Origin of the sequence: Rhizobium sophoriradicis, from assembly GCF_003939025.1 — a bacterium.
GTDB lineage: Bacteria > Pseudomonadota > Alphaproteobacteria > Rhizobiales > Rhizobiaceae > Rhizobium > Rhizobium sophoriradicis.
Window position 1 is genome coordinate 129,399 of sequence record NZ_RQIH01000008.1, and the last position, 23,809, is coordinate 153,207.

20 protein-coding genes and 2 pseudogenes are annotated in these 23,809 nt (G+C 61.0%); 14 read left to right on the top strand and 8 right to left on the bottom strand.

Annotated elements, in window-relative coordinates:
- The first annotated feature begins 8 nt into the window (after positions 1-8).
- From EFR00_RS15110 to EFR00_RS15120, 3 genes are all read left to right on the top strand, one after another.
- The gene (locus EFR00_RS15110) at positions 9-710 is read left to right on the top strand and encodes a GAD-like domain-containing protein (RefSeq protein WP_245345097.1); all 702 of its coding nucleotides are present in this window, start codon (positions 9-11) and stop codon (positions 708-710) included.
- A complete protein-coding gene (locus EFR00_RS15115; RefSeq protein WP_210299568.1) occupies positions 688-1,551 on the top strand; it encodes a PA3715 family protein in 864 nt (287 codons plus the stop codon). Before EFR00_RS15110 ends, EFR00_RS15115 begins: the two co-directional genes overlap by 23 nt.
- Before the next feature lie 339 nt (positions 1,552-1,890).
- Positions 1,891-2,445, top strand: a complete 555-nt coding sequence (locus EFR00_RS15120) for a methyl-accepting chemotaxis protein (RefSeq protein WP_210299562.1) — start codon at positions 1,891-1,893, stop codon at positions 2,443-2,445.
- Positions 2,446-2,566: 121 nt separating this feature from the next.
- Here the strand turns inward: EFR00_RS15120 and EFR00_RS15125 are convergent, their stop codons facing one another.
- Positions 2,567-3,610, bottom strand: a complete 1,044-nt coding sequence (locus tag EFR00_RS15125) for an aldo/keto reductase (RefSeq protein WP_077989021.1) — start codon at positions 3,608-3,610, stop codon at positions 2,567-2,569.
- A 424-nt stretch (positions 3,611-4,034) separates the two neighbouring features.
- Between EFR00_RS15125 and EFR00_RS15130 the strand changes: the two genes are divergently transcribed.
- The 3 genes from EFR00_RS15130 to EFR00_RS15140 all read left to right on the top strand — a co-directional run bounded on the left by EFR00_RS15130 (position 4,035) and on the right by EFR00_RS15140 (position 8,627).
- Positions 4,035-5,948: a diguanylate cyclase gene (locus tag EFR00_RS15130; protein ID WP_183602374.1), complete on the top strand. Its 1,914-nt coding sequence runs from the start codon at positions 4,035-4,037 to the stop codon at positions 5,946-5,948.
- A gap of 112 nt (positions 5,949-6,060) precedes the next feature.
- Positions 6,061-8,355, top strand: coding sequence for an FdhF/YdeP family oxidoreductase (locus EFR00_RS15135; RefSeq protein ID WP_077989023.1), 2,295 nt, complete (start codon positions 6,061-6,063; stop codon positions 8,353-8,355).
- On the top strand, positions 8,352-8,627 hold the full coding sequence (locus EFR00_RS15140) for a hypothetical protein (RefSeq protein ID WP_077989024.1): 276 nt from the start codon (positions 8,352-8,354) through the stop codon (positions 8,625-8,627). The genes EFR00_RS15135 and EFR00_RS15140 overlap by 4 nt, the downstream gene beginning before the upstream one ends.
- 55 nt (positions 8,628-8,682) lie before the next feature.
- Here EFR00_RS15140 and EFR00_RS15145 read toward each other — a convergent pair whose 3' ends face one another.
- From EFR00_RS15145 to EFR00_RS15180, 7 genes and pseudogenes are all read right to left on the bottom strand, one after another.
- On the bottom strand, positions 8,683-9,681 hold the full coding sequence (locus tag EFR00_RS15145) for an AraC family transcriptional regulator (protein WP_077989025.1): 999 nt from the start codon (positions 9,679-9,681) through the stop codon (positions 8,683-8,685).
- A gap of 834 nt (positions 9,682-10,515) precedes the next feature.
- Positions 10,516-10,886 (bottom strand): annotated as a pseudogene (locus tag EFR00_RS33555) (oxidoreductase); the annotation flags it as partial.
- 92 nt (positions 10,887-10,978) lie between these two features.
- The gene (locus tag EFR00_RS15160) at positions 10,979-12,058 is read right to left on the bottom strand and encodes a quaternary amine ABC transporter ATP-binding protein (protein ID WP_077989026.1); all 1,080 of its coding nucleotides are present in this window, start codon (positions 12,056-12,058) and stop codon (positions 10,979-10,981) included.
- Positions 12,051-12,938, bottom strand: a complete 888-nt coding sequence (locus tag EFR00_RS15165; protein WP_077989027.1) for an ABC transporter permease — start codon at positions 12,936-12,938, stop codon at positions 12,051-12,053. Before EFR00_RS15165 ends, EFR00_RS15160 begins: the two co-directional genes overlap by 8 nt.
- Before the next feature lie 93 nt (positions 12,939-13,031).
- Entirely contained in the window at positions 13,032-14,033 is a 1,002-nt protein-coding gene (locus EFR00_RS15170; protein ID WP_040112304.1) for an ABC transporter substrate-binding protein, read from the bottom strand.
- Positions 14,034-14,101: 68 nt separating this feature from the next.
- A complete protein-coding gene (locus tag EFR00_RS15175) occupies positions 14,102-14,896 on the bottom strand; it encodes a pyrroline-5-carboxylate reductase family protein (protein ID WP_040112303.1) in 795 nt (264 codons plus the stop codon).
- A 13-nt stretch (positions 14,897-14,909) separates the two neighbouring features.
- Positions 14,910-15,539: a TetR/AcrR family transcriptional regulator gene (locus tag EFR00_RS15180; protein ID WP_077989028.1), complete on the bottom strand. Its 630-nt coding sequence runs from the start codon at positions 15,537-15,539 to the stop codon at positions 14,910-14,912.
- 146 nt (positions 15,540-15,685) lie between these two features.
- Here EFR00_RS15180 and EFR00_RS15185 point away from each other — a divergent pair, with 146 nt between their 5' ends.
- The 8 genes and pseudogenes from EFR00_RS15185 (at position 15,686) to gfa (ending at position 23,576) form a co-directional block, all read left to right on the top strand.
- Entirely contained in the window at positions 15,686-17,722 is a 2,037-nt protein-coding gene (locus EFR00_RS15185; protein ID WP_077989029.1) for an NADH:flavin oxidoreductase, read from the top strand.
- A gap of 57 nt (positions 17,723-17,779) precedes the next feature.
- Complete coding sequence (locus EFR00_RS15190; RefSeq protein ID WP_077989030.1) at positions 17,780-18,385, top strand: dimethylsulfoniopropionate lyase; 606 nt, start codon at positions 17,780-17,782, stop codon at positions 18,383-18,385.
- 101 nt (positions 18,386-18,486) lie between these two features.
- Entirely contained in the window at positions 18,487-19,236 is a 750-nt protein-coding gene (locus EFR00_RS15195) for an electron transfer flavoprotein subunit beta/FixA family protein (RefSeq protein ID WP_009990411.1), read from the top strand.
- A 27-nt stretch (positions 19,237-19,263) separates the two neighbouring features.
- Entirely contained in the window at positions 19,264-20,193 is a 930-nt protein-coding gene (locus EFR00_RS15200; protein ID WP_077989031.1) for an electron transfer flavoprotein subunit alpha/FixB family protein, read from the top strand.
- Between the two features lie 14 nt (positions 20,194-20,207).
- On the top strand, positions 20,208-20,900 hold the full coding sequence (locus EFR00_RS15205) for a dimethylsulfonioproprionate lyase family protein (RefSeq protein ID WP_077989032.1): 693 nt from the start codon (positions 20,208-20,210) through the stop codon (positions 20,898-20,900).
- Positions 20,901-20,983: 83 nt separating this feature from the next.
- Positions 20,984-22,109 (top strand): annotated as a pseudogene (locus EFR00_RS15210) (S-(hydroxymethyl)glutathione dehydrogenase/class III alcohol dehydrogenase).
- 2 nt (positions 22,110-22,111) lie between these two features.
- On the top strand, positions 22,112-22,948 hold the full coding sequence (fghA, locus tag EFR00_RS15215; RefSeq protein ID WP_077989033.1) for an S-formylglutathione hydrolase: 837 nt from the start codon (positions 22,112-22,114) through the stop codon (positions 22,946-22,948).
- A gap of 55 nt (positions 22,949-23,003) precedes the next feature.
- Complete coding sequence (gene gfa / locus EFR00_RS15220) at positions 23,004-23,576, top strand: S-(hydroxymethyl)glutathione synthase (protein ID WP_009983297.1); 573 nt, start codon at positions 23,004-23,006, stop codon at positions 23,574-23,576.
- The last annotated feature ends 233 nt before the right edge of the window (positions 23,577-23,809 follow it).

Sequence of the window (23,809 nt, forward strand, 5' to 3'; positions counted from 1 at the left end):
AGGAAATAATGGATGAATTCGGACCAATCAAAGACGGTATAGCGGTTTCCGCTTTGCAGGCTGAGCGCTACCGCGGGAAGTTGCCTGACGCCATGGTTGATTTCTGGATTGAACATGGTCGCGGGCAGTGGCGTGATGGTCTCTACTGGATCTGCGATCCGGAACCGATCATGCCTGTTTTGCATACGCTGTCTGCCGGCGATCCGGAATTCGACGCCGGAAGAATGGTGCCTTTCTTGCGTGATGCATTCGGTGAAGTCAGCATCTGGCATCCCACATTTAAGGTGATCACGCTCAATGTGAATTCCGGCACGGTCACCACCACGGACATTACCACCAAAGTCATCGAGGGTATGCCTCCCTTCGATGACGATATGGCGGTAGCTTCCGCCGTGGACGCCAGTGTTTTCGATATTAACGGCTGGGTGGATTCTACGACCGGCAAGCCAGTTTTCGATGCCGTACGCCGGCGGCTCGGGCCGATTGATGCCAGTCAGGTCTATACTATGGTCCCGCATTTCCGCCTCGGCGGCGCCGGCGCCGCTAAGGATTTTTCAATCGGCGGCTTCATCGAATATCTGGGCGTTCTGACGCAGATGGGACCCTTTACATTTGAACGCTATGTCGATCCGAAGGAGAGTGGACGGGGTGCTTTTGGGCATCTCGAAGCTGTTCGTACGATCGGACATGACCGTCTGGTCGAGAATTGATGTGAAGCGGTTTTCGAACGTCCGAACCTTGTTCTTCGCACCGATCGTCCTGATCGGGCTCGGCGCTCCGGCGGGATTGGCGGGGCAGAATGAATGCGCCGGCCGTACGGCAGACATCATTCGGCGGGCCTATCCGAGCGCGACAAATGCCGATGATGGTACTCTTCTGTTCGAGGGGGCAACCCTCACGTTAGCCAAGGGCGACGGTGTTGATGGCGATCCGCATGCGGTGATCTGCCGGGTTTGGCCGGCTCAACCCCAGCTGACGCTGATTGCGGTTCCGTTGATGACGGAGCAGTCGGATTCGGAAAACGAAGGCGATATCGAACTGCTCGTCGTCGACAGCACCAACCTGCAAGTAAGGCAGCGGCTGCGTCTTGACGGCCTTATGTCCGACGACGCCTTTCGTGTACGAAGCGTCGCCTTCGATACCGCACGTTATCAGCTCGCGCCGAAGAGAACGGCTTTCGGCCTGCGTGTTTCGCGGGATGGCAGCTCGCGCGCCAATCCATTTGGTGAAACGACCTTATGGCTTTTTTCGATCGAAGGTGATCGGCTAAAGCCGGTTCTCGACAATATTGTCGTCGGCGAAAGTCAGGGAGAATGGGATACCGTCTGCGCCGGTGAGTTTAGCGAAACCACCCGCACGCTTTCGATGGTTCCATCAGCGAAAGACACGATTGCCGACATCGTTGTCACAGAGAAAACGAGGACATCCGTCAACACGGTCGGAACGGATAATGGTTGCAAGAGCGAAGATGAGACGACGACCCGCAAGTACCGGCTGCGGTACGACGGATCGGGATATGGCGTTCCCAAAGACCTGAAGCGGGTCGATTAGGAGGAGCTGACCGGGATGGTGCGCCAGGCTGCGCATCGAACCGGCGGCGATGATCCGACGCCATGGCTGCAGGCTGCCGGATCAGGGTCAAAAAGCGCTGATGCTGTCCGTTCTGCGCGGCAATTATCCGGCAGTAGGGGCAAGGAAGGACTTTTTTAAAGCGTCGCTGCCTTGGATGGTCCTGCTTTTGGCAAAGCTGGCGCCGGCGCACTCATGAGCGGCAGCGGCGCAATTGGTCAGTGGGGAATAGAATATGGTGCATGGCTGTGCTGCTCTCTTGATCCGTCACGAGTCCGACGACGGCGGCGTGTTGCGCTAAGGCTGGTGCGTGGTCGAGACATGAACGGCTCCGGACCGAACACGACGCATCAAGGCCGGGATCCTCGCGATCCCGAAAGCGCGGTGGACCTCGAGGATCAGAAGGCCCGATTCTGCGCTGACATCGCGGCATTCGCCGATGGTGCCATGAATGGCGATCTGACGCGGCGAATGAATGCCGACTATACGGACCCGAATTTTAGGCGTTCGGCGACGATGCTCAATGAACTGATGTCGTCGATCGGCAGTAACCTCGATGATTTCAACGATGCGATGGCCGCTCTCGCCCAAGGCGATCTCCATCGCGGCATGCGGGACAAGCACCGCGGCGCATTTGGACCGCTGCAGAAGAACTTCAATCTTGCCATGGCGACAGTCCGCACCGTGCTCGGCGAACAGGGGGCGGAGCGTTTTACGAACAAGGCTTCAAAATTCCGGCGAATGCTGGCCACGGTGGTGCCGGATGAGACTGGTGGCGAAATCCGGTGCTCGGACGATGGTTCGCGACCGGTTCCGTCGCCGCCACACGATCTTTGGCTGAGGCTCGCCGAGGCGCTGAACGGGTTCCGCCGCTGAAAAGGCCTGCGCGGCCATCGGGGCGAACATGGTCGGTGACATGCCGCAAAACACGAGCTTGCCGGCAGGCGGACCTCCACTTGAAAGATTTGCGGTCCGACCAGCGCCAGGAACAGGTAGGTCAGCCCGTTCCGTTCGATCCCTCGCAGACGGGCGCGTCCGCGCGCATCAAGCCAAGCATCTTCAGGTCCTCCCACAGCGCGCAAGGGATAGGTGTGCTGCGCCCGCGGGCGTTTGACGCCACTTGATCGACCGACTGGCCACCGGGGATGACGGAAACGACAGCTGGATGGAAGAGCGGAAAGTTGAGCGCCGCATCTGCCAGGGCGACTTCGTGTTTGCGGCAGACTTGCTCTATTCGCCGGACCTTGTCGACGATTTCGGAAGGGGCGTCGGAGTAATTATATCGTGCGCCGGCAATCGGCCCCGTCGCCAGGATGCCGGAATTATACGGGCCGCCGAGCACTATGCCGATATCGCGGGCTTCGCACATGGGGAGAAAGGATTCCAATGCCTCCTGCTCAAGCAGAGTATAGCGTCCGGCAAGCAGGAACAGATCGAAATCCCCCCGTTCGGCCAGCGCCTGACACATCTCCCACTCGTTTATTCCGCCACCGATCGCCTTCACGACTCCCTGGTCGCGTAGCGAGATCATTGCCTGGTATCCACCGCCCATGAATTGCCCGACATAGTGGTCGCAGGCTGCTTGCGTGCCGTGATTGAAGACATCCAGGTCGTGTACGAACAGAATATCGAAGCTGTCGAGACCGGTGCGCTCGAAAGATGCTTCGAACGATCGCATGACGCCATCGTAGCTGTAGTCGAAAACTTCCCGACGACTGGGAGTATCGAAGAATTTGCCGATGCCGGTCCGCTGTTCGGGTCGGCAGACCTTCAAGATCCGTCCAACTTTTGTCGACACCACGAAGTCTTCGCGCTTTTTCGTCGCAAGGAAATGGCCGACCCGCCTTTCCGCGAGGCCAAGCCCGTAGAGCGGTGCGGTGTCGAAGTAGCGGATGCCGTATCGCCAGGCTGCATCCAATACGGCTGCCGCCGCATCATCGGTGATTGCTCGATAGAGATTGCCGAGCGGCGCCGTGCCAAACCCGAGTTCCGTAAAAGTGAGCCCGCTGTCTCCCCTGCGATCCCAGTGTCGCGTCTTCATGTCAACTGCCACTACCCTGAAATTGCCTGCCACCGGTACGAGCTTTATCGTCCCGCTTGAGGGTTTGATTTCGACCGCGAACGCTCCCGCAGGCCCTCACTTATCGCGACGTGACAGATAATATGGCGCTCCTACACGGGCTGTCGATATCATCGCCTTTCCGGTGCTCATGGCGCGGAGTCCGGCTGGTCTGTATCAACCGCTCGCGTTGGGATCGCACGCCCAAGGGCAAACCGATACGGTGTAGCTCGGCATGCGTCTGGTACGGGATTGGCGACCGCCGATGCCGCGCATTGCGGCCGCGCGCGCCGGCGAACCCTTGCGGCGACAAGATGTTCGCACACAAGTGGAACACTACGCAGTATTGGTCACCCTCCGATTTAACGAAGCTCAAACCAGTATCGTCGTATAACAGGTTCGTTACATGGTTTGGGAAGGTGGAACCAACGCAGTGAATGGCATCTGGACGCAATTCGGTGGCAACCTTTCCTTCGTATCCCTGGCAATGTCGCTCTGGGCGCTCTTTTCGATTCAGTTTCAGCGCCGGTCGTTCATGCAGGAGAGGATCGCCTTCGGAATCATAGCCGGCGGCGCCTCCATCGGATCCATATTGCTGGCCGTTGAGTTTCATCCGGGCATCTATATCGATCTGCGATTTTCGCCGCTGGCATTGGCCGGCATGTTCGGCGGGCCGATAGCGGCGGCTTTTGCCGCATCGCTGGCGATGGCCTTTCGATTTGCCGTCGGCGGCACGGCGATGCTCGACGGGATCGTCACGATGGCCGTGGCTGCCGGCATTGGTGTGGCCGGCCATTTCTGGACCCGCAAGAGATCTCCGGTGCTTATGGACGTTGCGCTGCTGAGCCTCGCCCTTGGCGTTGCACTGGTTCTATCCATGGCTCTGCTTCCCACTCTCGTGACCGCTCATGTGCTCGCCGGCGTCGGTTTTCCCCTGACCGCGTTGAATTGCCTGGCAACCGTTCTGGGCGGTTCCGTTCTGCTGAAGACACAGCACTGGGAGCTCGAACGCAGCATATTGGTGACGGCATTTTCGCAGTCGCCCGACTATCTCTATGTGAAGGATCGAAACAGCCGCTTCATCACCGTCAATGAAAACATGACCCGGCTTTTCCGGTTCAGGACGACGGCGGAGATGATCGGATTGTCGGATTTCAATCTGATGTCGCGGCCGCTCGCCGAGAAACTCTATTATCTCGAGCAGCAGGTCATAGACACCGGCGTGCCGCTGATCGATTCCACCGAATATATTGAAGGCAGATTCCTGCTTGCCTCCAAGGTGCCGCTCCGGGACAGGCAGGGCCGAGTGATCGGCCTGGCCGGCGTGACACGAGATGTGACCGAGCGCACGGCCTTGGAGCGTGAATTGCGTGAAAGCAAGAACCTCTTGTCGCATGCAATGGCCGGCATGTCCGATGGTATCGCCATGTACGACAGCAAGGGTTTTCTTATCTTTTGCAACGATCAGTACCGCAGCGCCTTTCCGCTGTCCGGCGATGCCCGGGTGGTCGGCGCCCATATCAGCGACATCCTGCGCCGTGTCGTTGAAACCGGCGAGCGGCCGGGCGTGGTCGAGGGTGATCCGGAAGAGTGGATCAAGCTGACCAGCGCGACGTTGCACAGCAACAAGGACGAAGAGGTTCAGCTACACAACGGCGACTGGCGCAGCATTCGCACGAGACTTGCCGAAGATGGCACGGCGATGGCTGTCGTCTCGGACATCACGGCGACGAAGCAGGCGGAAATCGCGCTCAGGCTGTCGGCGGAGCAATTGAGGAATCTGGCCGAGACCGACGGGCTGACCGGTATCGTCAATCGCCGCGCCTTCGATGAAATCTTCGCGCGTGAGACCGCCGGCAGCGCCAGGAAGAACACGCCCTTCAGCCTGCTGATGGTCGATATCGACCGCTTCAAGGCCTATAACGATACCTATGGGCATCCGGCCGGCGACCAATGCCTGCGCGTCGTCAGCAAGTGCCTGCGCCAATCCGTCAGCCGGCCGGCGGACATCGTCGCGCGCTATGGTGGGGAGGAATTTGTGGTGTTCCTTCCCGACACCAGCGCCAAGGGGGCAATGATCGTCGCCGAGCAATTCGCCCGCCGACTGGCCAAGGAGAATATCCTTCATTCCGGCAGCGAATTCGGATGTGTAACCGCCAGTATCGGCATATCCTGCGCGACAGGAGCAACGTTGCGCGCCAGCCCCAACCGTCTACTCGCCGAGGCCGATACCGCACTCTACGAGGCCAAGACGCAAGGCCGCAACCGCATCCTGGCGCATTCGCGCGAGAACGGGCATGCGCTCAAGGAAACCGGTTAGACCGCAATCCTGTTTACCTCCCGGAGAGCTGCGCGCGCTCGATAGGATTTTTCTATCAAACCATCGCTTGTAAGGCCTTGATGTTTGTCCGGCTTCGGCAATACAGGGGCGCATGGACACAAAATTCATTGGGAAGAAATCGGCGGCAGCCGGCGGCTGGGGCGCTTTGAAGAGCTGCGGGAAGCAGTTGCTTCAAAGCGGGATGCCGATCGCTGGGGCGCGAACGATGCTGAAAGCGAACCAGCCGGATGGGTTCGATTGCCCGGGCTGCGCCTGGGGCGACCCGGAACACGGATCCTCGTTCGAGTTCTGCGAGAACGGGGTCAAGGCCGTCGCCTGGGAAGCGACGGAGAAGCGGGCAACGCCGGCTTTCTTCGCGGAAAATACGGTATCCGAGCTTCGCCGGCTGTCGGATTACGAACTTGAGCTCAACGGCCGCCTTACCCATCCCATGCGCTATGATGCAATAAGCAACCGCTACCTGCCGGTGGCGTGGGAGGATGCCTTTACCGAGATCGGCAGCATCCTCAAGGGCCTCGATAATCCCGATCGTGCGGAATTCTATACGTCCGGCCGGGCCAGCAACGAGGCCGCCTTCCTCTATCAGCTGTTCGTGCGCATCTACGGCACCAATAATTTTCCCGATTGCTCCAACATGTGCCACGAGGCCAGCGGCATCGCCATGCGCCAGGCGGTCGGCGTCGGCAAAGGCACCGTTCTGCTGGAGGATTTCGAGGAGGCCGACGCGATTTTCGTGATCGGACAGAACCCCGGCACGAACCATCCGAGAATGCTCGGCGACCTGCGCCGGGCAGCGCTTCGCGGCGCGCGCATCGTCGTCTTCAATCCGATCCGCGAGCGCGGCCTGGAGCGCTTCTCCGATCCGCAGGACAAGATCGAAATGCTGCGGGGCGGTTCGACGGATATCGCCAGCCATTATCTCCAGCCGCAACTCGGCGGCGACATGGCTGCGGTGCGCGGAATGGCAAAGGCCGTGCTGGCTGCGGAAGACGCGGCCGTCGCCGCCGGTCTGCCGCCGGTTCTCGATCATGCCTTTCTTGTCGAACATTGCGCAGGTTTTGCCGAATACCGGGCGGCTGTGGAGGCGACGAGCTGGGCCGACATCGAAGATCAATCGGGGTTGAGCCGAGAGGAGATCGAACGGGCGGCCGATGTCTATATCGCTGCCGAACGGGTCATCTGCACCTGGGCGATGGGCGTGACGCAGCATCTGCATTCGGTGGCGACGATCCGAGAGATTGCCAACTTCATGTTTCTGCGCGGCAATATCGGCCGGTCCGGCGCCGGCCTTTGCCCGGTGCGCGGCCATTCCAACGTGCAGGGCGACCGAACTGTCGGTATCAACGAACAGCCTTCGGACGATTTCCTCGATGCGCTGGAGAAGCATTTCCGTTTCACGGTCCCGCGCCTGCACGGCCACAACGTGCTTTCCGCGATCGGGGCGATGCTCGACGGCTCGGCTGAGGCCTTCATCGGGCTTGGCGGCAACTTTGCCCGCGCCACACCCGACAGCACCCTCGTCGAGAAAGCGCTTCGGCGGCTGAAACTGACGGTGCATATCGCGACCAAGCCGAACCATTCGCATCTGATGCCCGGCGAGACGGCCTTTATCCTGCCGTGCCTCGGACGGACCGAGATGGACCTCAACGCGGCCGGCAATTCCCAGCTCGTGAGCGTCGAGGATTCGATGAGCATGGTGCATGGTTCCGCCGGCATCAATCGTCCGGCCTCACCGCATCTTCTCTCGGAAGTCGCCATCATTGCCGGCATTGCGCAAGCGACGGTCGGCCCTTCCGTGGTCGACTGGGCGGAACTTGCCGAGGATTACGATCGCATCCGCGATCATATCGAGGCGACCATTCCCGGCTTCGAGGACTACAATAGGCGCCTGCGCAAGCCGCGCGGCTTCCATCTGCGCAATGCCGCCGCCCATCGGCAGTGGCAGACGCCCACTGGCAAAGCGTCATTTTCCTGCCAGGCGCTTCCCGAGCAGACGGTGCATCAGCGCGCGCGAAAAGGCGAGGGACGCTTCGCCCTCCAGACGTTCCGCTCGCACGATCAGTACAATACCACCGTCTACGGCCTCGACGACCGATACCGTGGCGTCTACGGAGAGCGGCAGGTCATCTTCATAAATCCTGAAGATCTGAGGGCGATGAATGCCGAGGCCGGCGACCGCATCGATGTAGTCGGCGAGCACGATGACGGCATCGAGCGCGTCGCGCGGAATTTCCGCCTTGTCCCCTATGACATTCCGCGAGGCAGCATCGCCGGTTATTATCCCGAGTTGAACGTGCTCGTGCCGCTTGGCAGCGCCGGCGATGAAAGCGACACGCCGACCTCGAAATCAATCATGGTTTCCTTCCGCCGGCGACATGCCGCGTGAGCGAAGAGGCATCCGACGCCGGCCGATTTCTTGTCCTTGTCGCTGCGGCGCAAGCCAGGAATGCGGGGCTGACCTCGATCCAGGCCGGTCTGCTCGTCGCCGCGGAGCTCAACATAGCAACTGACAGCCGCTCCTTTGCACGCAAGCTGGGGATCGCGCATGCGCTTGTGCTGCGGGAACTCAACGCGCTTGCCGAGCGAGATGACACGCTTGAGATCGTCAAGCGGGATCCGAGAACGATGAGAGTGTTCTACAGATTGGCCAATCCCTGACGCATGTCGGCCAAACTTGTGCAGTGATTTTGCGATGACTGCGATGCAGGCCGGCTTATCGGTGGCTGACGCGCTTCCTCGTGTCTGAGGGGTATTCCCCATAGGTCGTCCGGTAGACCGCGGAAAAGCGGCCGAAATGGAAGAAGCCCCATTTGAGGCAGATGGCCTTCATCGTCTCCTTGCTTTCGGGATCGAGCAGGTCCTGCCGCGCCGCGCGCAGACGAAGCATCAGCAGATAGGCGGCGGGAGATGTACCCTTGAAGGCGCGAAAACCGGTTTCGAGCGCCCTGCTCGAGACGCCGGCCGCTTCGGCCACCTTCGGCATGGTGATCGGTTGATCGATATTGGCCTGCATGAACTCGATCGCCCTGCGCACATGCCTCGGAGCGATCAGCGCCGGCCCCTTTTCGAGAAAATGCGACAGCCGGTGCGGCACCATGCGCACGACCAGATCGGACAGCGCCTGAGTCATGTGCGCCATGGCGATCGGCGACTGCAGCAAGGGGCCGTCGTCGCGCATCCCTGATATGATCGTTTCGGTGAGATTGCCGATCGTCCGGCCGACCGGTGTCGACAGGTCCAGTTCCGGCAGCAGGTCGAGCGATCCACTGAACGGCATTTCGAAAGTCTGGCCGATTGTCTGGAGGATAACGGGCCAGTTGATCAGCAGTTCGTCGATGACGTTCCCTTGCCCATGCATGAGAACGCTATCGGGTTCGAAATTGTTGTAGAGAAGCAATTTTCCTTGCCCGGCTTCGGCCTTGCGCGCTCCATAGGTCACCCCCATGCCGCCGCGACGGGGGACGACCAGCGACAGATATTCGGCCGTGCTGACGGTCGGCTCGATGTTGAACTGGAACTCCGCCTCATGATAGCCGGTCAGCAGGACCGCGCTGTTCGCCACCGAAAAATCCAATCCCCAATGGAAGTCCTTGGCGCGGCCGACGGGCTCGGCATCGAACGCGCCAAATGCACCCCCCAGGGTTTCCACCATGTTGTCGAAGGACGAACCATGGAATCGGAAGGAGAATGGCTTTGCGCTGTCTTCCGTCATGCTGTTCCCGTCATTTCTTCTGACCGAACACGGCGCGAGGCGTCGGTCGCATGGAGATCGAGATGATGTACGTCCCTCTTTCTCACCGCGTTTGCTAACATCGCCTTTCTCCTTCGCACTTTCGTCAGGACCTGATGGATGGAAGGAAGTGCGAGACCTGAGCGCATATTAGCGAAAATGAAGGCTCAGCACAGCAGATGATGGCGAAGCAGCCAAGCTTCAACCTGATGCGGACGTTAATAGGTGTTCGGCCAAGCGAATTCGAGTCGACGCCGAACCTGGCAGGTGCTGGAAAAGGCAAGTTTTTGAAGGCTTTATCGACAATGCCCATCCGTCGGACTTTCCTGGCCGGTTGGCAGGAACTGACAGAACCGGCAGCACTTGGCAAGCCTTGGCGCTGTTGCTTTTAGGGACATTCCGATGATTAAACGATTAGCCAGCTTGCACAGACCGCGAGCTTCGACGCGCAATGCAAACGTCGCCTGCCGAAGGTTCTAAAGTGGACCGCTCGAGATAGCCTTCGGCAGGCTGACAGGCAGTTGGCATACGCACGGGATGGAGTGCGTATGAATGAGCCCCTCCCATCATTTGGGGTGATCGATAGAGGGGTTTGGCTTCAGACCGTAGACCATCATGGCCCCGGTCTCGATTACTTTAGTGTTCCGCAGCCATGGAGCAATTGTCGCGCGTCGATATTGTCGATCGTTCGGCTTTTCGCGACGCAGTCTGGACTGCTCCTGCGCAAAATGTACAGGCTGGCGCTTCACGCTCTCCCGTCTTCGCCGCTAGGCCTCAAAGCTCCAAAACGACTCGCCGGCCCTCGAAGAAAGGCAGAGGGTGCCTGGCGCGGTACGAATTGTCGGAATCTCCATGCGCGCCGACATGGTAGAGCTGCTGGATCGCGGCAGCACCATTTTGCTTGCTTGCGGTCGTTGCCATTTGAAATGAGGAACGGCGCCGTCGTCGCCGGGACGAAAGTTTCCGCGTATGTGCGCGGCGGCGCGATGAACCGGCATCGGCTCGACCACGATCATCCCGGCGCCGCCGATGGCGCGTTCGGCTTAATAGGCGACGTGCTGGTCACCAGGCACGCCGTCCCTGGCCATGTTTGCCTTATGCGCCCCGAAGACGATCCGGTTGCGCAAGCTGTGTCCGCCTAGGCTGACCGGCGAAAACAGACGCGGAAAAAGTTTCGACGTTGGGATCCCTCAGAGACAGCCGGCTTTCCGGTTGCATCGCATGGCGGCGCACCGAATATCGGTGTCGCCGACCGAGCCGAGAGTCGCCGCGCGCAGCTTCAGAGTGCAACCGAAAGAGTGTTGTCGCGCCGGGCGGCCACCTCCTGCGAGTTCACCATCGCGCCGGCGAGCTGGCGGAAGGTGACGAGCCCCAGGGTTTCTCCCGATGGCGACACCACCCTTGCATCGTCGGCCGACGTCGAGGCCAGCATCCGGACGGCCTCTTCGACCGTCGTTCCGGCCGCGATCGCCAAGCCGACGGGTGCCGCACCGGCGTGCAGCGGCGTCATGACGGCTTCGACATGGACGACCCGTCCCCGGTTCACTTCCTTGACGAAGTTGGCGATGTATTCGTCGGCCGGGCGCAGCACGATGTCCTGGCTGGTGCCCTGCTGGATGACTTCGCCGTCGCGCAGGATGGCGATCTGGTCGCCGAGGCGCAGCGCCTCGTCAAGATCGTGGGTGATGAAGACGATGGTCTTCTTGATTTCCTTCTGGATGTCGAGAAGCACCGACTGCATGTCGGTGCGGATCAACGGGTCGAGCGCCGAATAGGCCTCGTCCATCAGAAGCACCGGCGCATCGTTGGCCAGTGCCCGCGCCAAGCCGACACGCTGCTGCATGCCGCCGGAGAGCTGGTTGGGATAGCGCTGCTCGAAGCCTTTGAGGCCGACCCGCTCCAGCCAGCGCATGGCGATGTCGATGGCCTTCGCCCGCTCCATGCCCTGCACTTCGAGGCCGAAGATGGTGTTGTCGAGGACGTTGCGGTGCGGCAGCAGCGCAAACTTCTGGAACACCATTGCCGTCTGCTGCCGGCGGAACGTGCGCAATTCGATCTCGTTCATCTTCACGACGTCGACGCCGTCGACCAGCACTTCGCCGGAGGTCGGGTCGATCAGCCGGTTGATGTGGCGGATCAGCGTCGATTTGCCGGATCCCGAAAGGCCCATGACGACCTGGATGCAGCCGGAGGGGATCTCGATATTGATATCCCGAAGGCCGAGCACGTGTCCGTGCTTCTGGTTGAGCTCGCTCTTCGTCAGGCCTTTCTGCACCGCCTCGACATGGGCGGCGGGGTTGGGGCCGAAGATCTTGTAGAGGTGGCGGATCTTGATGCCGCCGAAATGATGCTCAGCCATGGACGGTCTCCCGATGCTTCTGGAGCCTTTTGCCATATGCCTGGCTGACCCGGTCGAAGATGATGGCGATGCCGACGATGGCAAGGCCGTTGAAAATGCCCAGCGTGAAGTACTGGTTGGCGATCGCTTTCAGCACCGGCTGGCCGAGGCCCTGGACGCCGATCATCGAGGCGATGACCACCATGGCGAGCGCCATCATGATCGTCTGGTTGATGCCGGCCATGATGGTCGGCAGCGCCAGCGGCAGCTGCACCTTGAACAGCTTCTGCGACCGCGAGGTGCCGAAGGCGTCGGCGGCCTCGAGCACGTCCTTGTCGACGAGCCGGATGCCGAGATCGGTAAGGCGGATCATCGGCGGGATGGCGTAGATGACGACGGCGATCAGCCCAGGAACCTTGCCGATGCCGAGCAGCATGACGACGGGGATGAGGTAGACGAAGCTCGGCATGGTCTGCATGACGTCGAGGATCGGGTTGACGATGCGCTGCAGCCGGTCGGAGCGGGCCATCAGGATGCCCATCGGGATGCCGATGGCGATGGAAAGAACGGTGCAGACGAAGATCATCGAGACCGTCCGCATCGTGTCGTCCCACATGTCGAAATAGCCGATCAGCAGCAGCGTCACCAGACAGCCGGCGACGACCTTCAGGCTGCGGCTGGCAAACCAGGCGATGGCCAGGATGATCGCGGTGATGATCGGCCACGGCGTCTGCGTCATGAAACGCTCGGCGGCGATCAGGAAATGCTGCAGCGGCACGAACAGGCTTTCGATGCCGTCGCCATAGCTGCGGGTAAATCCGCGAAAGCCGTCATCGATCGCCTTCTTCAGATTGCGAAGCGCGTCATCGTTCATGTGCGGGAATTTGTAAAACCATTCCATCTCGGTTCCCCTTTCGTCAAACAGCCGTGGCAGTCTTTTTGATTTTGTCGGCGCGTGAGAAGCGGTGCGCTTTTCGCGCACCGCTATTTTGTTTTAGAGAGCAGCTTCGATCTTCGCGGCTGCCTCCGGCGAGACCCATTTGGTCCAGATGTCCTTGTTTTCTTTAAGGAAGTGCTTGGCGCCGTCTTCGCCGGTCGCCTGGTTATCGGTCATCCACGACATCAGTTTGTTGACCGTGTCGTTGCTCCAGGAGCGCTTCGCCAGGTAATCCATGACTTCAGGCCCGACCTTTTCCGAGAAGGGCTTGGCAACCAGCGTGACGACATGATCGACCGGCCAGGCCGCCGGCTTCGGATCGGGGCAGTCGGCGACGGTGATGCAGCGCTTCCATTCGGCTGAATCCTCCGGAACGCCGGCTTCGAGCTTGACCATCTGATACTTGCCGAGCAGCGCGGTCGGCGCCCAGTAGTAACCGACCCAGCCTTCCTTGCGTTCGTAGGCCTTGGCGATCGAACCGTCGAGGCCGGCGGCAGAGCCGGTGTCGACGAGGGTGAAGCCCGCCTTCTCCGCGCCGAACGCCTTATAGAGCTGCGAGGTGACGACTGTGCCGCCCCAGCCCTGCGGGCCGTTGACGATGGCGCCCTTCTTCGGATCCTCCGGATCAGGGAAGAGTTCCGGATGCTTCAGCACGTCGCCGATCGTCTTGATGTCGGGATGGGCGTCGGCGAGATATTTCGGAATCCACCAGCCCTGTACGCCGCCGTCCGGCAGCGGCGAGCCGACCTGCACGATGCGGCCTTCTTCCGTACCCTTCTTGACGACATCCGGCAGCAGGTCGATCCAGGCTTCCGGAGCAATATCAGGCTGACCCTTTTCGGCCATGGAGGTGATTGTCGGGACGGTGTCGCCGACGGTGATGTCGGCGCTGCAGCCATAACCTTCGTTCAGGATGAACTTGTCCAGGTTGGAGAGAACTTCGGCGCTCTGCCAGTTCATGCTGGCGATGGTGACGCTGCCGCATTCGGCAGCGCTGGCAAAAGACGCGCCGCCGAGCAGGCCGAACGTCAAACATGTCGATGCGAGTAGTTTCTTCATTCTCGTTCCCTCTATTTAGCGGCGGATCTAGCAAGGCGGGGTGCCGCAGTACCCGCCCTCAACGGTCGTCAGGAAGCGTCTCCCATACTCACCGATTTCTTGAAAGCTGCCGATAGTCCGTCTGCCACCGCGGCGTCGAACCCGGCGGCGCGCATTGCTTCGATGGCTGCCGCCGTTGTGCCGCGATAGTCGAGAAAGGCCGCAACGATATCGTCAGGAGATTCGTCGCGACGTTCCGCGAGGTGGCCGGCGCCGACCAGCACGGTATTGACGGCGCGCCGGGCAATCTCGGGCGAAAGGCCATGGGCAACGGCGTCGCTCATCATGGCGGCAGCGAGCAGTGCCGGAAATGCCGGACCGGATCCTGAAAGGCCCGTGAGGTAGTCGATGTCGCTTTCGCTTGCGACTTCGTCCTGTGATCCGCAAGCCTCGAAAATCGCGCCGACAATGGCCCGGTCATCTGCCGTGACACCGCTCGCGCCAATCCAGGGCGTATAGGATCTGCCCACTTCGGCGGCAGCGTTCGGCAGCGCGCGGACGACGCGACCGGTGTTATGGCGTTCTGAAAGGGCATCCAGTCGGATACCCGCCATGACCGAGATGACGAGCTTGCCGCCGGCATCGAGCGCCAGGCGATGCCAGTCATCGGGGCGAACGGAGAGAATGATCACGTCGGAGCGGTCGGCAAGCGCCTGATTGTCAGAAGTCCAGGAGGAGTTCGGGAAACGGCGCGGCTGCTCGCCGCGATAGGAGAGGCAAAGGTTTCGAGAATCGACCAGGCCGGCGTCAATGATCGAGCCGGCGATTGCTCCGCCAAGCCAGCCGCCGCCACCGATTATGCCGATCCTCAAGGAAACGCTCATCTCCAGCCTTCCTCTAACTGGGCCTATAGCCGTGCCGAGAGAAGAAGCGATCAAGCTCCCTCTGCTGCGGCACTTCACCCGTGTAGATCGCAATATACTCCGGAATCCGTTTCATGCGGACGGCGATATCCTCCATCGACTGCATGGAGATGTACCCGATCTGCACGAGGTATGTTGTTCGCGCTCTGACATCTGATGTCGTTTCTGGTACGCCGAACCGCATAAACATGCGCTTCAGCGCCTCCAGCCGGATCTGATCGGCCTGCTGGACTTCGGCCAAAAGCTCGTCCGACTGCAGCGCCCAGCTGCGGATGGCAAACTCGAATTTCGCGTCGAAGAGATCGGTGTTGAGCCAGCAATCGAAGACGTTGAGCATCGCCTCGGCCAGCGATTCCGCGTAAGCCTCCGACTGCTTGATGATGTTGCCGGTGTTTTTGTCGCGCCACCGCGCCACCAACGCGCTCAACAGTTCCTCCCGATCCTTGAAGAACCAGTAGAAGCTCGTCCGCGATAGATTGAGCTTCTTCGCCAAGGGCAGAATTTTTACCGAGTCAACGCCAGACTCGAGCAGGGAATGATAGGCTGCTTCCAGCCATCCCTCCTGCGATCCGCGCCAGCCAGTGTCATTCAAAGCCTGATCCATGAATTATCTCCTATCAAATTACGAGGTGGCGCACAAGAAAAATGTACATATGTGTCGAAAATAACGACCACGATGTTTTCTGCGTTGACACATATGTACATTGCGCATAGCGTTCCCATGTCGTTTTTAATCCGGAACCACGGCCCATGTCGAATGATCCTCTCCTTCAGCCTTACCAGCTCAAGCATCTGAAGCTGCGCAACCGTATCATCGTGACCTCGCACGAGCCGGCCTATCCGGAAGATGGTATGCCGAAGGAAAAGTATCGCGCCTATACGGTGGAGCGGGCAAAGGGCGGCGTCGCCCTGACGATGACGGCGGGTTCGGCGGCCGTCTCCAAGGACAGCCCGCCGGTCTTCAACAACCTGCTTGCATATAAGGACGAGATCGTTCCCTGGATCAGGGAAATGACCGATGCCGTGCACGAAGAGGGAGCGGCAATCATGATCCAGCTCACCCATCTCGGCCGGCGCACGCGCTGGGACAAGGGCGACTGGCTGCCGGTTGTGGCGCCGTCGCATCATCGCGAGGCTTCCCATCGCGCTTTCCCGAAGAAGCTGGAAGACTGGGATATCGAGCGCATCATCAAGGATTTCGCCGACGCGGCCGAGCGCATGAAGGCGGGCGGCATGGACGGTGTCGAGCTTGAGGCCTACGGCCACCTGATAGACCAGTTCGTGTCTCCGCTCACCAATGAGCTCGACGGCCCCTATGGCGGTTCGCTCGACAATCGCCTGCGCTTCTGTTTCGACGTGTTCAAGGCAATCCGGAAAAGGGTGGGCGACGATTTCATTCTCGGCCTGCGCTATACGGCCGACGAATGTCTTCCCGGCGGCACGGGCAAAGCCGAAGGCCTCGAAATCTCCAAGCGATTGAAGGAGAGCGGCCTCATCGATTACCTGAATGTGATCCGTGGACACATCGATACCGATGCCGGTCTGACAGATGTGATCCCGATCCAGGGCATGGCGAATTCCCCGCATCTCGATTTCGCCGGCGAAATTCGCGCCGCGACCGATTTCCCAACCTTTCATGCGGCGAAAATCCCGGATGTGGCCACCGCTCGCCATGCCATCGCGTCCGGCAAGGTCGACATGGTCGGCATGACCCGCGCCCACATGACCGACCCGCACATCGTTCGCAAGATCATCGAAAAGCGGGAAGAGGAAATCCGGCCCTGCGTCGGCGCCAATTACTGTCTCGACCGCATCTACCAGGGCGGCGCCGCCTACTGCATCCACAACGCCGCCACCGGCCGCGAACTGACCATGCCGCATATCCTGGCCAAGGCCGATGTGAAGAAGAAGGTCGTTATCGTCGGCGCCGGTCCGGCCGGTCTTGAGGCGGCGCGGGTGGCTGGGGAACGCGGCCACAAGGTCGTGGTTTTCGAGGCGGCGAACAATCCGGGCGGCCAGATCCGCCTCACTGCCCAGAGCGAACGCCGCAGGGAGATGATCAGCATCATCGACTGGCGCATGAGCCAGTGCGAGAAATACGACGTGACCTTCCACTTCAACACCTGGGCGGAAGCCGACACGATCGAAGCCGAAAACCCCGATGTCGTCATTATCGCGACCGGCGGCCTGCCGCACACCGAAGTTCTTTCGAAGGGCAACGAGCTGGTGATCTCCTCATGGGACATCATCTCCGGCGACGTGAAGCCTGGTACCAACGTCCTGATTTTCGACGATGCCGGCGACCATGCCGCCCTCCAGGCGGCGGAATTTCTCGCCAAGGCAGGCGCCAAGGTCGAGATCATGACGCCCGACCGCTCCTTCGCGCCCGAGGTCATGGCGATGAACCTCGTGCCCTATATGCGCTCGCTTCAAAAGCATGACGTGACCTTCACCGTCACCTATCGCCTGGAGGCGGTCGAGAAGAGCGGCAATCAGCTTGTCGCCCATGTTGGCAGCGATTATGGCGGGATTGCCAAGCAGAGCAGCTACGACCAGATCATCGTCAATCATGGGACCATTCCGCTCGATGAGCTCTATTTCGAGCTGAAGCCCAATTCGAGCAACCTGGGCGAGATGTCGCACGAGCAGCTTCTGGCCGGCGAACCGCAGTCGGTCGTTCGCAATCCCGAGGGCAAATTCCAGCTGTTCCGGATCGGCGACGCTGTCGCTGCGCGCAACACGCATGCCGCCGTCTATGACGGCCTGCGCATCGCGAAAGATATATGATTGCAGGAGAGGCCACTGACTGGCCGGCTAAAATCGTCTGTTCAGGGAGGGGATGGCATGAGTATACGTGAGGAGAGCCTGCAGCTTTTCCTGGACGCGGCGTCTCAGGCTTTCCAGGTGTTTGCGACAGCCCCGGAGGCCCGGCGCTCGATCCGGCAGTTTCTCGCAAGGCTGGAGCAGCCGGGGGCCGCACGGGCGGGGGACGGGAGCCGGTTGCCGGTCTGCACTCACCTTGATGTGGCGCTCGCGATTGATACCTCCTATGATCCTTCGCTGGAGCGATTGATCGAGGCGTTCAAAGGCATCGAGCCAATGCTTGAATGGCGTCGGCGTACCAAGTATGACCACTCGGCCAGCGACAATTTTGCCGATGGGCATGCCAATGCGATGATCATCGGCCCCGGTGGATTGGAGGAGCGGAGCGATCTGTGGCTCGGGGTGACGTTGATGGCGCCGCACGTGCGCTATCCGGATCATGATCATGCGCCGGAGGAGGTCTATCTCGTGCTTTCCGAGGGGGAGTTCAAGCAGGGTGAGGGGGGCTGGTTTTCGCCTGGCATCGGCGGATCGTTCTATAATGTCCCAGGGATCAAACATGCCATGCGGTCGGTCGATACGCCGCTTTTCGCCTTCTGGGCTTTGCTTGCCGAACGGCCGCACTAGCGCCGGGCATAGGTTCAAAATCTCACGATGTCCTTAGCTTGTCTGGCAAGGCGCCGGCGCTGTAAAGGGACTAGCATTCGGAAGAACAAAGGGGATTGCAAATGAAGATTCTCGTGCCCGTCAAACGGGTTGTCGACTACAACGTGAAGATCCGTGTGAAGCCGGATGGTTCGGGTGTCGAGCTTGCCAATGTGAAGATGTCGATGAACCCGTTCGACGAGATCTCGGTGGAAGAGGCGCTGCGGCTGAAGGAGGCCGGCAAGGCCGAAGAAGTGGTGGTGGTGTCGATCGGCCCGGCCAAGGCCGAGGAGACGCTGCGGACCGCCCTTGCCATGGGTGCCGACCGGGCGATCCTGGTCGAGACCGACGATCAGGTCGAGCCGCTGGCGGTGGCCAAGATTCTCAAAGGTGTCGCCGATGCCGAACAGCCGGGCCTGATCATCACGGGCAAGCAGGCAATCGACGACGATTCCAACCAGACCGGCCAGATGCTGGCGGCATTGCTCGGTTCGGCCCAGGCGACCTTCGCCTCGAAGATCGAGATCGGTGACGGCAAGGCGACCGTGACCCGCGAGGTCGACGGCGGCCTGCAGACGATCGAGATCAAGCTGCCGGCGGTCGTCACCACCGATCTTCGTCTGAACGAGCCGCGTTATGCCTCGCTGCCGAACATCATGAAGGCGAAGAAGAAGCCGCTCGACAAGAAGAGCCCGGCCGATTTCGGCGTGGACACGACGCCGCGGCTGAAGGTCTTGAAGACCGAGGAGCCGAGTGGCCGCAAGGCCGGCGTCAAGGTCAAGTCGGTCGCCGAACTGGTCGACAAGCTCAAGAACGAAGCCGGCGTGCTGTAATCGGGTTGGAACAGGAGCAACTAAATCATGACCATTCTTCTTCTGGCCGACCATGACGGCAATCACCTCTCCGACCAGACCGCCAAGGCGTTGACGGCGGCAAGCCAGATCGGCGGCGATATCCATGTGCTGGTCGCCGGCAAGGCCGCCAAGGCGGCGGCCGATCAGGCCGCCAAACTCTCTGGCGTCGCCAAAGTGCTGCTGGCCGAAAGCGATGCGCATGCCAACAATCTCGCCGAGCCGCTGGCCGATCTGATCGTCTCGCTCGCCGGCTCCTACGACACGATCGTCTCGGCCGCCACCTCGGTCGGCAAGACCGTGCTGCCGCGGGTGGCGGCACTGCTCGATGTCGCCCAGGTCTCAGAGATCATCGAGGTCGTCAGCCCCGACACCTTCAAGCGGCCGATCTATGCCGGCAATGCCATCCAGACGGTGCAGGCAAGCGACGCAAAGAAGGTCATCACCGTGCGCACCGCCTCGTTTGCTTCGGCACCGGCAAGCGGCTCTGCAACGGTCGAGGCGATCCCTGCTGCTTCCGATCCGGGTCTGTCGCGCTTCGTCGCCGATGCACTGTCGGCCTCCGACCGTCCGGAACTGACCTCGGCGAAGATCATCATCTCCGGCGGCCGGGCGCTCGGCTCGGCCGAGAAGTTCAAGGAGGTCATCCTGCCGGTTGCCGACAAGCTGGGCGCTGCCGTCGGCGCCAGCCGTGCGGCCGTCGATGCCGGTTATGCCCCGAACGACTGGCAGGTCGGTCAGACCGGCAAGGTGGTGGCGCCCGACCTCTATATCGCCGCCGGCATCTCCGGGGCCATCCAGCATCTGGCCGGCATGAAGGATTCGAAGGTGATCGTCGCCATCAACAAGGACGAGGAGGCGCCGATCTTCCAGGTCGCCGACTACGGCCTCGTCGCCGATCTCTTCGACGCCCTGCCGGAATTGGAAAAGGCGCTCTGACTGGGGAGACAAACGTGGCGCGCGTGGTGGGACGTCCAATCAGACCTGGTGCTGACCTTCTCCTGAACGATGAGGAAAAGCCGGCCTATATAAGGCTGCACGACATCGGAAGGGAAAGGCGTCCCCGGCCGCTGCAGGAATTTCTCAACGATATCGGTGGGCTGATGCTGTCGGCAGATGCTCCCGCCGTTGCCAGTTTCGTTGCGGGCAAGGTCCTTCAGAGGCTGCTTAAGACAGGCAAGGTGCACCCGGAGGGAGGCCCTCTTCCAGGCGTGCCCGAAGGGCTGGATGACGCGATCCGTTATTTGGCAAAATCCGGACGGAAATACGAGGCGATCGCCGGCCAGTTCAAGAGCCTGGCCGACAGACTGCTGTGGAGACGCGGCCGCACCGGCCCGTTTGCCAGCCTGAACTTCGGCAATACGCACTCCCATGCGGTTCTGGTCGGCCCTGGCGGCATGGAAGAGCGCGCCGATCTCCGGGTCGGAGTGATCTATATGGATCGCTACACCCGCTTCCCCGACCATGTTCAGACGCAGCCGCGCGCCTTCATTCTGCTTTCACCGGGAGAAATCTGCCTTGGTGACTCGCAGTGGTTTTCTGCCGCGACCGGAACGGTCTTCGCGAATGATGCCGGGCAATCCTTCGCGATAAGGTGTACGGCCCAGCCGCTTCTGGCGGTGTGGTGTCAGGTCGAGCCGGGATGACACTGAGGTGAGGCCGAAGCAGATCGTTCCGATTTCTCGGCCTCCGCATAACAATCGAAATTGAATTAACAGGGAGATATCAAATGGACGTTCGCGCCGCCGTAGCCGTTCAGGCCGGAACCGCTCGAAGTGATGACCGTACAGCTCGGCGGCCCGAAGGCCGGCGAGGTGCTGGTCGAGGTTAAGGCGACCGGCATCTGCCACACCGACGACTTCACCCTGTCCGGCGCCGATCCGGAAGGCCAGTTCCCGGCGATCCTCGGCCATGAGGGTGCCGGCATCGTCGTCGATGTCGGCCCCGGTGTCACCTCGGTCAAGAAGGGCGACCACGTCATTCCGCTCTACACGCCGGAATGCCGCGAGTGCTATTCCTGCCTTTCCCGCAAGACCAATCTCTGCACCGCCATCCGCTCGACCCAGGGCCAGGGTGTGATGCCTGACGGTACTTCGCGCTTTTCGATCGGCAAGGACAAGATCCATCATTATATGGGCTGCTCGACCTTCGCCAATTACACCGTGCTGCCGGAGATCGCCCTTGCCAAGGTCAATCCCGACGCCCCCTTCGACAAGATCTGCTACATCGGCTGCGGTGTGACGACAGGCATCGGCGCGGTGATCAACACCGCCAAGGTCGAGATCGGCTCGACGGCCATTGTCTTCGGCCTCGGCGGCATCGGCCTCAACGTCCTGCAGGGGCTGCGCCTGGCCGGCGCCGACATGATCATCGGCGTCGACATCAACCCTGACCGCAAGGCCTGGGGCGAAAAGTTCGGCATGACGCATTTCGTCAATCCGAAGGAGGTCGGCGACGACATCGTGCCCTATCTCGTCAACATGACCAAGCGCAATGGCGACCTGATCGGCGGCGCCGACTACACCTTCGACTGCACCGGCAACACCAAGGTGATGCGCCAGGCGCTGGAAGCATCCCACCGCGGCTGGGGCAAGTCGATCATCATCGGCGTTGCCGGCGCCGGCCAGGAGATCTCCACCCGGCCGTTCCAGCTGGTCACCGGCCGCAACTGGATGGGCACCGCCTTCGGCGGCGCGCGCGGCCGCACCGATGTTCCCAAAATCGTCGACTGGTACATGCAGGGCAAGATCCAGATCGACCCGATGATCACCCACACCATGCCGCTCGAGGACATCAACAAGGGCTTCGAGATGATGCACAAGGGTGAAAGCATCCGCGGCGTGGTCGTGTACTAGTCATGAAGACCATCTCGACCGACAAGTCTTACGGCGGTATCCAGGGCGTCTACGTCGATCGCTCCGAGGTCTGCGGCTGCGACATGACCTTTGCGGTGTTCGTGCCACCGCAGGCGGCCGAGGGCAAGCGCCCGGTCCTGTGGTATCTGTCCGGCCTGACCTGCACGCATGCCAATGTCATGGACAAGGGCGAGTATCGGCGGCTTGCCGCCGAGCTCGGGCTGATCGTCGTCTGCCCGGATACCAGCCCCCGCGGCGATCACGTTCCTGACGAGCCCGACAATTGGCAGTTCGGCAAGGGCGCCGGCTTTTACGTCGATGCCACCGAGCCGCCGTTTTCGGCCAACTATCGCATGTACAGCTACATCACCGGCGAACTGCCGCGCCTCCTTGCCGCGGAATTTCCCGCCGACATGGACCGCCAGGGAATCTTCGGTCATTCGATGGGCGGACATGGCGCGATCACCATCGCGCTCAAGAACCCGGACCGCTTTAGGAGCTGCTCGGCCTTCGCGCCGATCAGCCACCCCTCGGTGTCCGGCTGGTCGAAACCGGCATTCCGAAAATATCTGGGGCCGGATGAGAAGAGCTGGCGGGCCTACGACGCCTGCTCGCTGATCGAAGACGGGCACCGGTTCTCGGAATTCTTCGTCGATCAGGGGACCGCGGATTCATTCCTGGAGGATGGGCTGCGGCCTAACGAACTCCGCCAAGCCTGCGAGGCGGCGGGTATCCCCCTCGAGCTCCGCATGCAGGAAGGCTACGGCCACTCCTACTTTTTCATTTCGACATTCATGGGAGACCATCTGCGCTGGCACGCGAAGAAGCTCGAAAAATGATTGCAGGGCTCGGCCGGGCATAACGCAAACGGCCAGGGAGGAAGGGAGAAAAGCAATGAGCAGCATAGCCATTCATCCGGCAGTGGATTCAGGCTTTCGAGCGACTGACGCTGCTTTCACAGGCGGGACGCTGGTGTGCAAATGCACGAGCAATCCCGTCAAGGTCAGGATCAAGGGCGATATCGCCCACAATCATGTCTGCGGCTGCACCAAGTGCTGGAAGCCGCAGGGAGCAGTCTTCTCGGTCGTGGCGGTCGCTCCGACCGAGAGCGTCGAAGTGCTCGAGAACGGCGACAAGCTCGCCGTCGTCGATCCCGCTGCTCTGATCCAGCGGCATGCCTGCAAGGAATGCGGCGTGCATATGTACGGGCCGGTCGAGCGCGAACATCCCTTCCAGGGGCTGTCCTTCGTCCATCCGGAGCGCTTCCAGGAAAGCGGCTGGGCAAAGCCCACTTTCGCGGCCTTCGTGTCGTCGATCATCGAAAGCGGCTTTGATCCCGCCAAGATGGAAGCCCTCCGGGCGCAGCTGAAGGCAACGGGTCTCGAGCCCTATGATTGCCTCTCGCCCGGCCTGATGGACTACATCGCGACCTGGACTGCCAAGAAAAGCGGCGCGCTCGCCGCTTGATCATCCGGGGAGCGCCCACGGGCGCTCCCCGACCCCGCCATCCCGCGCGATGGGCGCGCCGTCTTCCCGGCGCCAGGCGTCCAAGCCTGACGATCCACAGAATCCCCACACCTGTCAGGCTACCCGCCTGGATAAACTCCGCGAAGGCTGCCGCCGCGGCGCATTCGGCTGTGCGGTAATTCCGCAATTAGCAGCCCACCTTCGGCGAAACCCGCTCATCCCGATACCGGTCT

Bases quoted from the DNA above. Each gene is read 5' to 3' on its own strand.
- EFR00_RS15145 (WP_077989025.1), bottom strand. From the start codon at position 9,681: ATGACGGAAGACAGCGCAAAGCCATTCTCCTTCCGATTCCATGGTTCG.
- EFR00_RS15130 (WP_183602374.1), top strand. From the start codon at position 4,035: ATGGTTTGGGAAGGTGGAACCAACGCAGTGAATGGCATCTGGACGCAA.
- EFR00_RS15190 (WP_077989030.1), top strand. From the start codon at position 17,780: ATGAGTATACGTGAGGAGAGCCTGCAGCTTTTCCTGGACGCGGCGTCT.
- EFR00_RS15160 (WP_077989026.1), bottom strand. From the start codon at position 12,058: ATGGCTGAGCATCATTTCGGCGGCATCAAGATCCGCCACCTCTACAAG.
- EFR00_RS15135 (WP_077989023.1), top strand. From the start codon at position 6,061: ATGGACACAAAATTCATTGGGAAGAAATCGGCGGCAGCCGGCGGCTGG.
- EFR00_RS15115 (WP_210299568.1), top strand. From the start codon at position 688: ATGACCGTCTGGTCGAGAATTGATGTGAAGCGGTTTTCGAACGTCCGA.
- EFR00_RS15110 (WP_245345097.1), top strand. From the start codon at position 9: ATGGATGAATTCGGACCAATCAAAGACGGTATAGCGGTTTCCGCTTTG.
- EFR00_RS15125 (WP_077989021.1), bottom strand. From the start codon at position 3,610: ATGAAGACGCGACACTGGGATCGCAGGGGAGACAGCGGGCTCACTTTT.
- EFR00_RS15195 (WP_009990411.1), top strand. From the start codon at position 18,487: ATGAAGATTCTCGTGCCCGTCAAACGGGTTGTCGACTACAACGTGAAG.
- EFR00_RS15180 (WP_077989028.1), bottom strand. From the start codon at position 15,539: ATGGATCAGGCTTTGAATGACACTGGCTGGCGCGGATCGCAGGAGGGA.
- EFR00_RS15200 (WP_077989031.1), top strand. From the start codon at position 19,264: ATGACCATTCTTCTTCTGGCCGACCATGACGGCAATCACCTCTCCGAC.
- fghA (WP_077989033.1), top strand. From the start codon at position 22,112: ATGAAGACCATCTCGACCGACAAGTCTTACGGCGGTATCCAGGGCGTC.
- gfa (WP_009983297.1), top strand. From the start codon at position 23,004: ATGAGCAGCATAGCCATTCATCCGGCAGTGGATTCAGGCTTTCGAGCG.
- EFR00_RS15170 (WP_040112304.1), bottom strand. From the start codon at position 14,033: ATGAAGAAACTACTCGCATCGACATGTTTGACGTTCGGCCTGCTCGGC.
- EFR00_RS15185 (WP_077989029.1), top strand. From the start codon at position 15,686: ATGTCGAATGATCCTCTCCTTCAGCCTTACCAGCTCAAGCATCTGAAG.
- EFR00_RS15175 (WP_040112303.1), bottom strand. From the start codon at position 14,896: ATGAGCGTTTCCTTGAGGATCGGCATAATCGGTGGCGGCGGCTGGCTT.
- EFR00_RS15165 (WP_077989027.1), bottom strand. From the start codon at position 12,938: ATGGAATGGTTTTACAAATTCCCGCACATGAACGATGACGCGCTTCGC.
- EFR00_RS15120 (WP_210299562.1), top strand. From the start codon at position 1,891: ATGAACGGCTCCGGACCGAACACGACGCATCAAGGCCGGGATCCTCGC.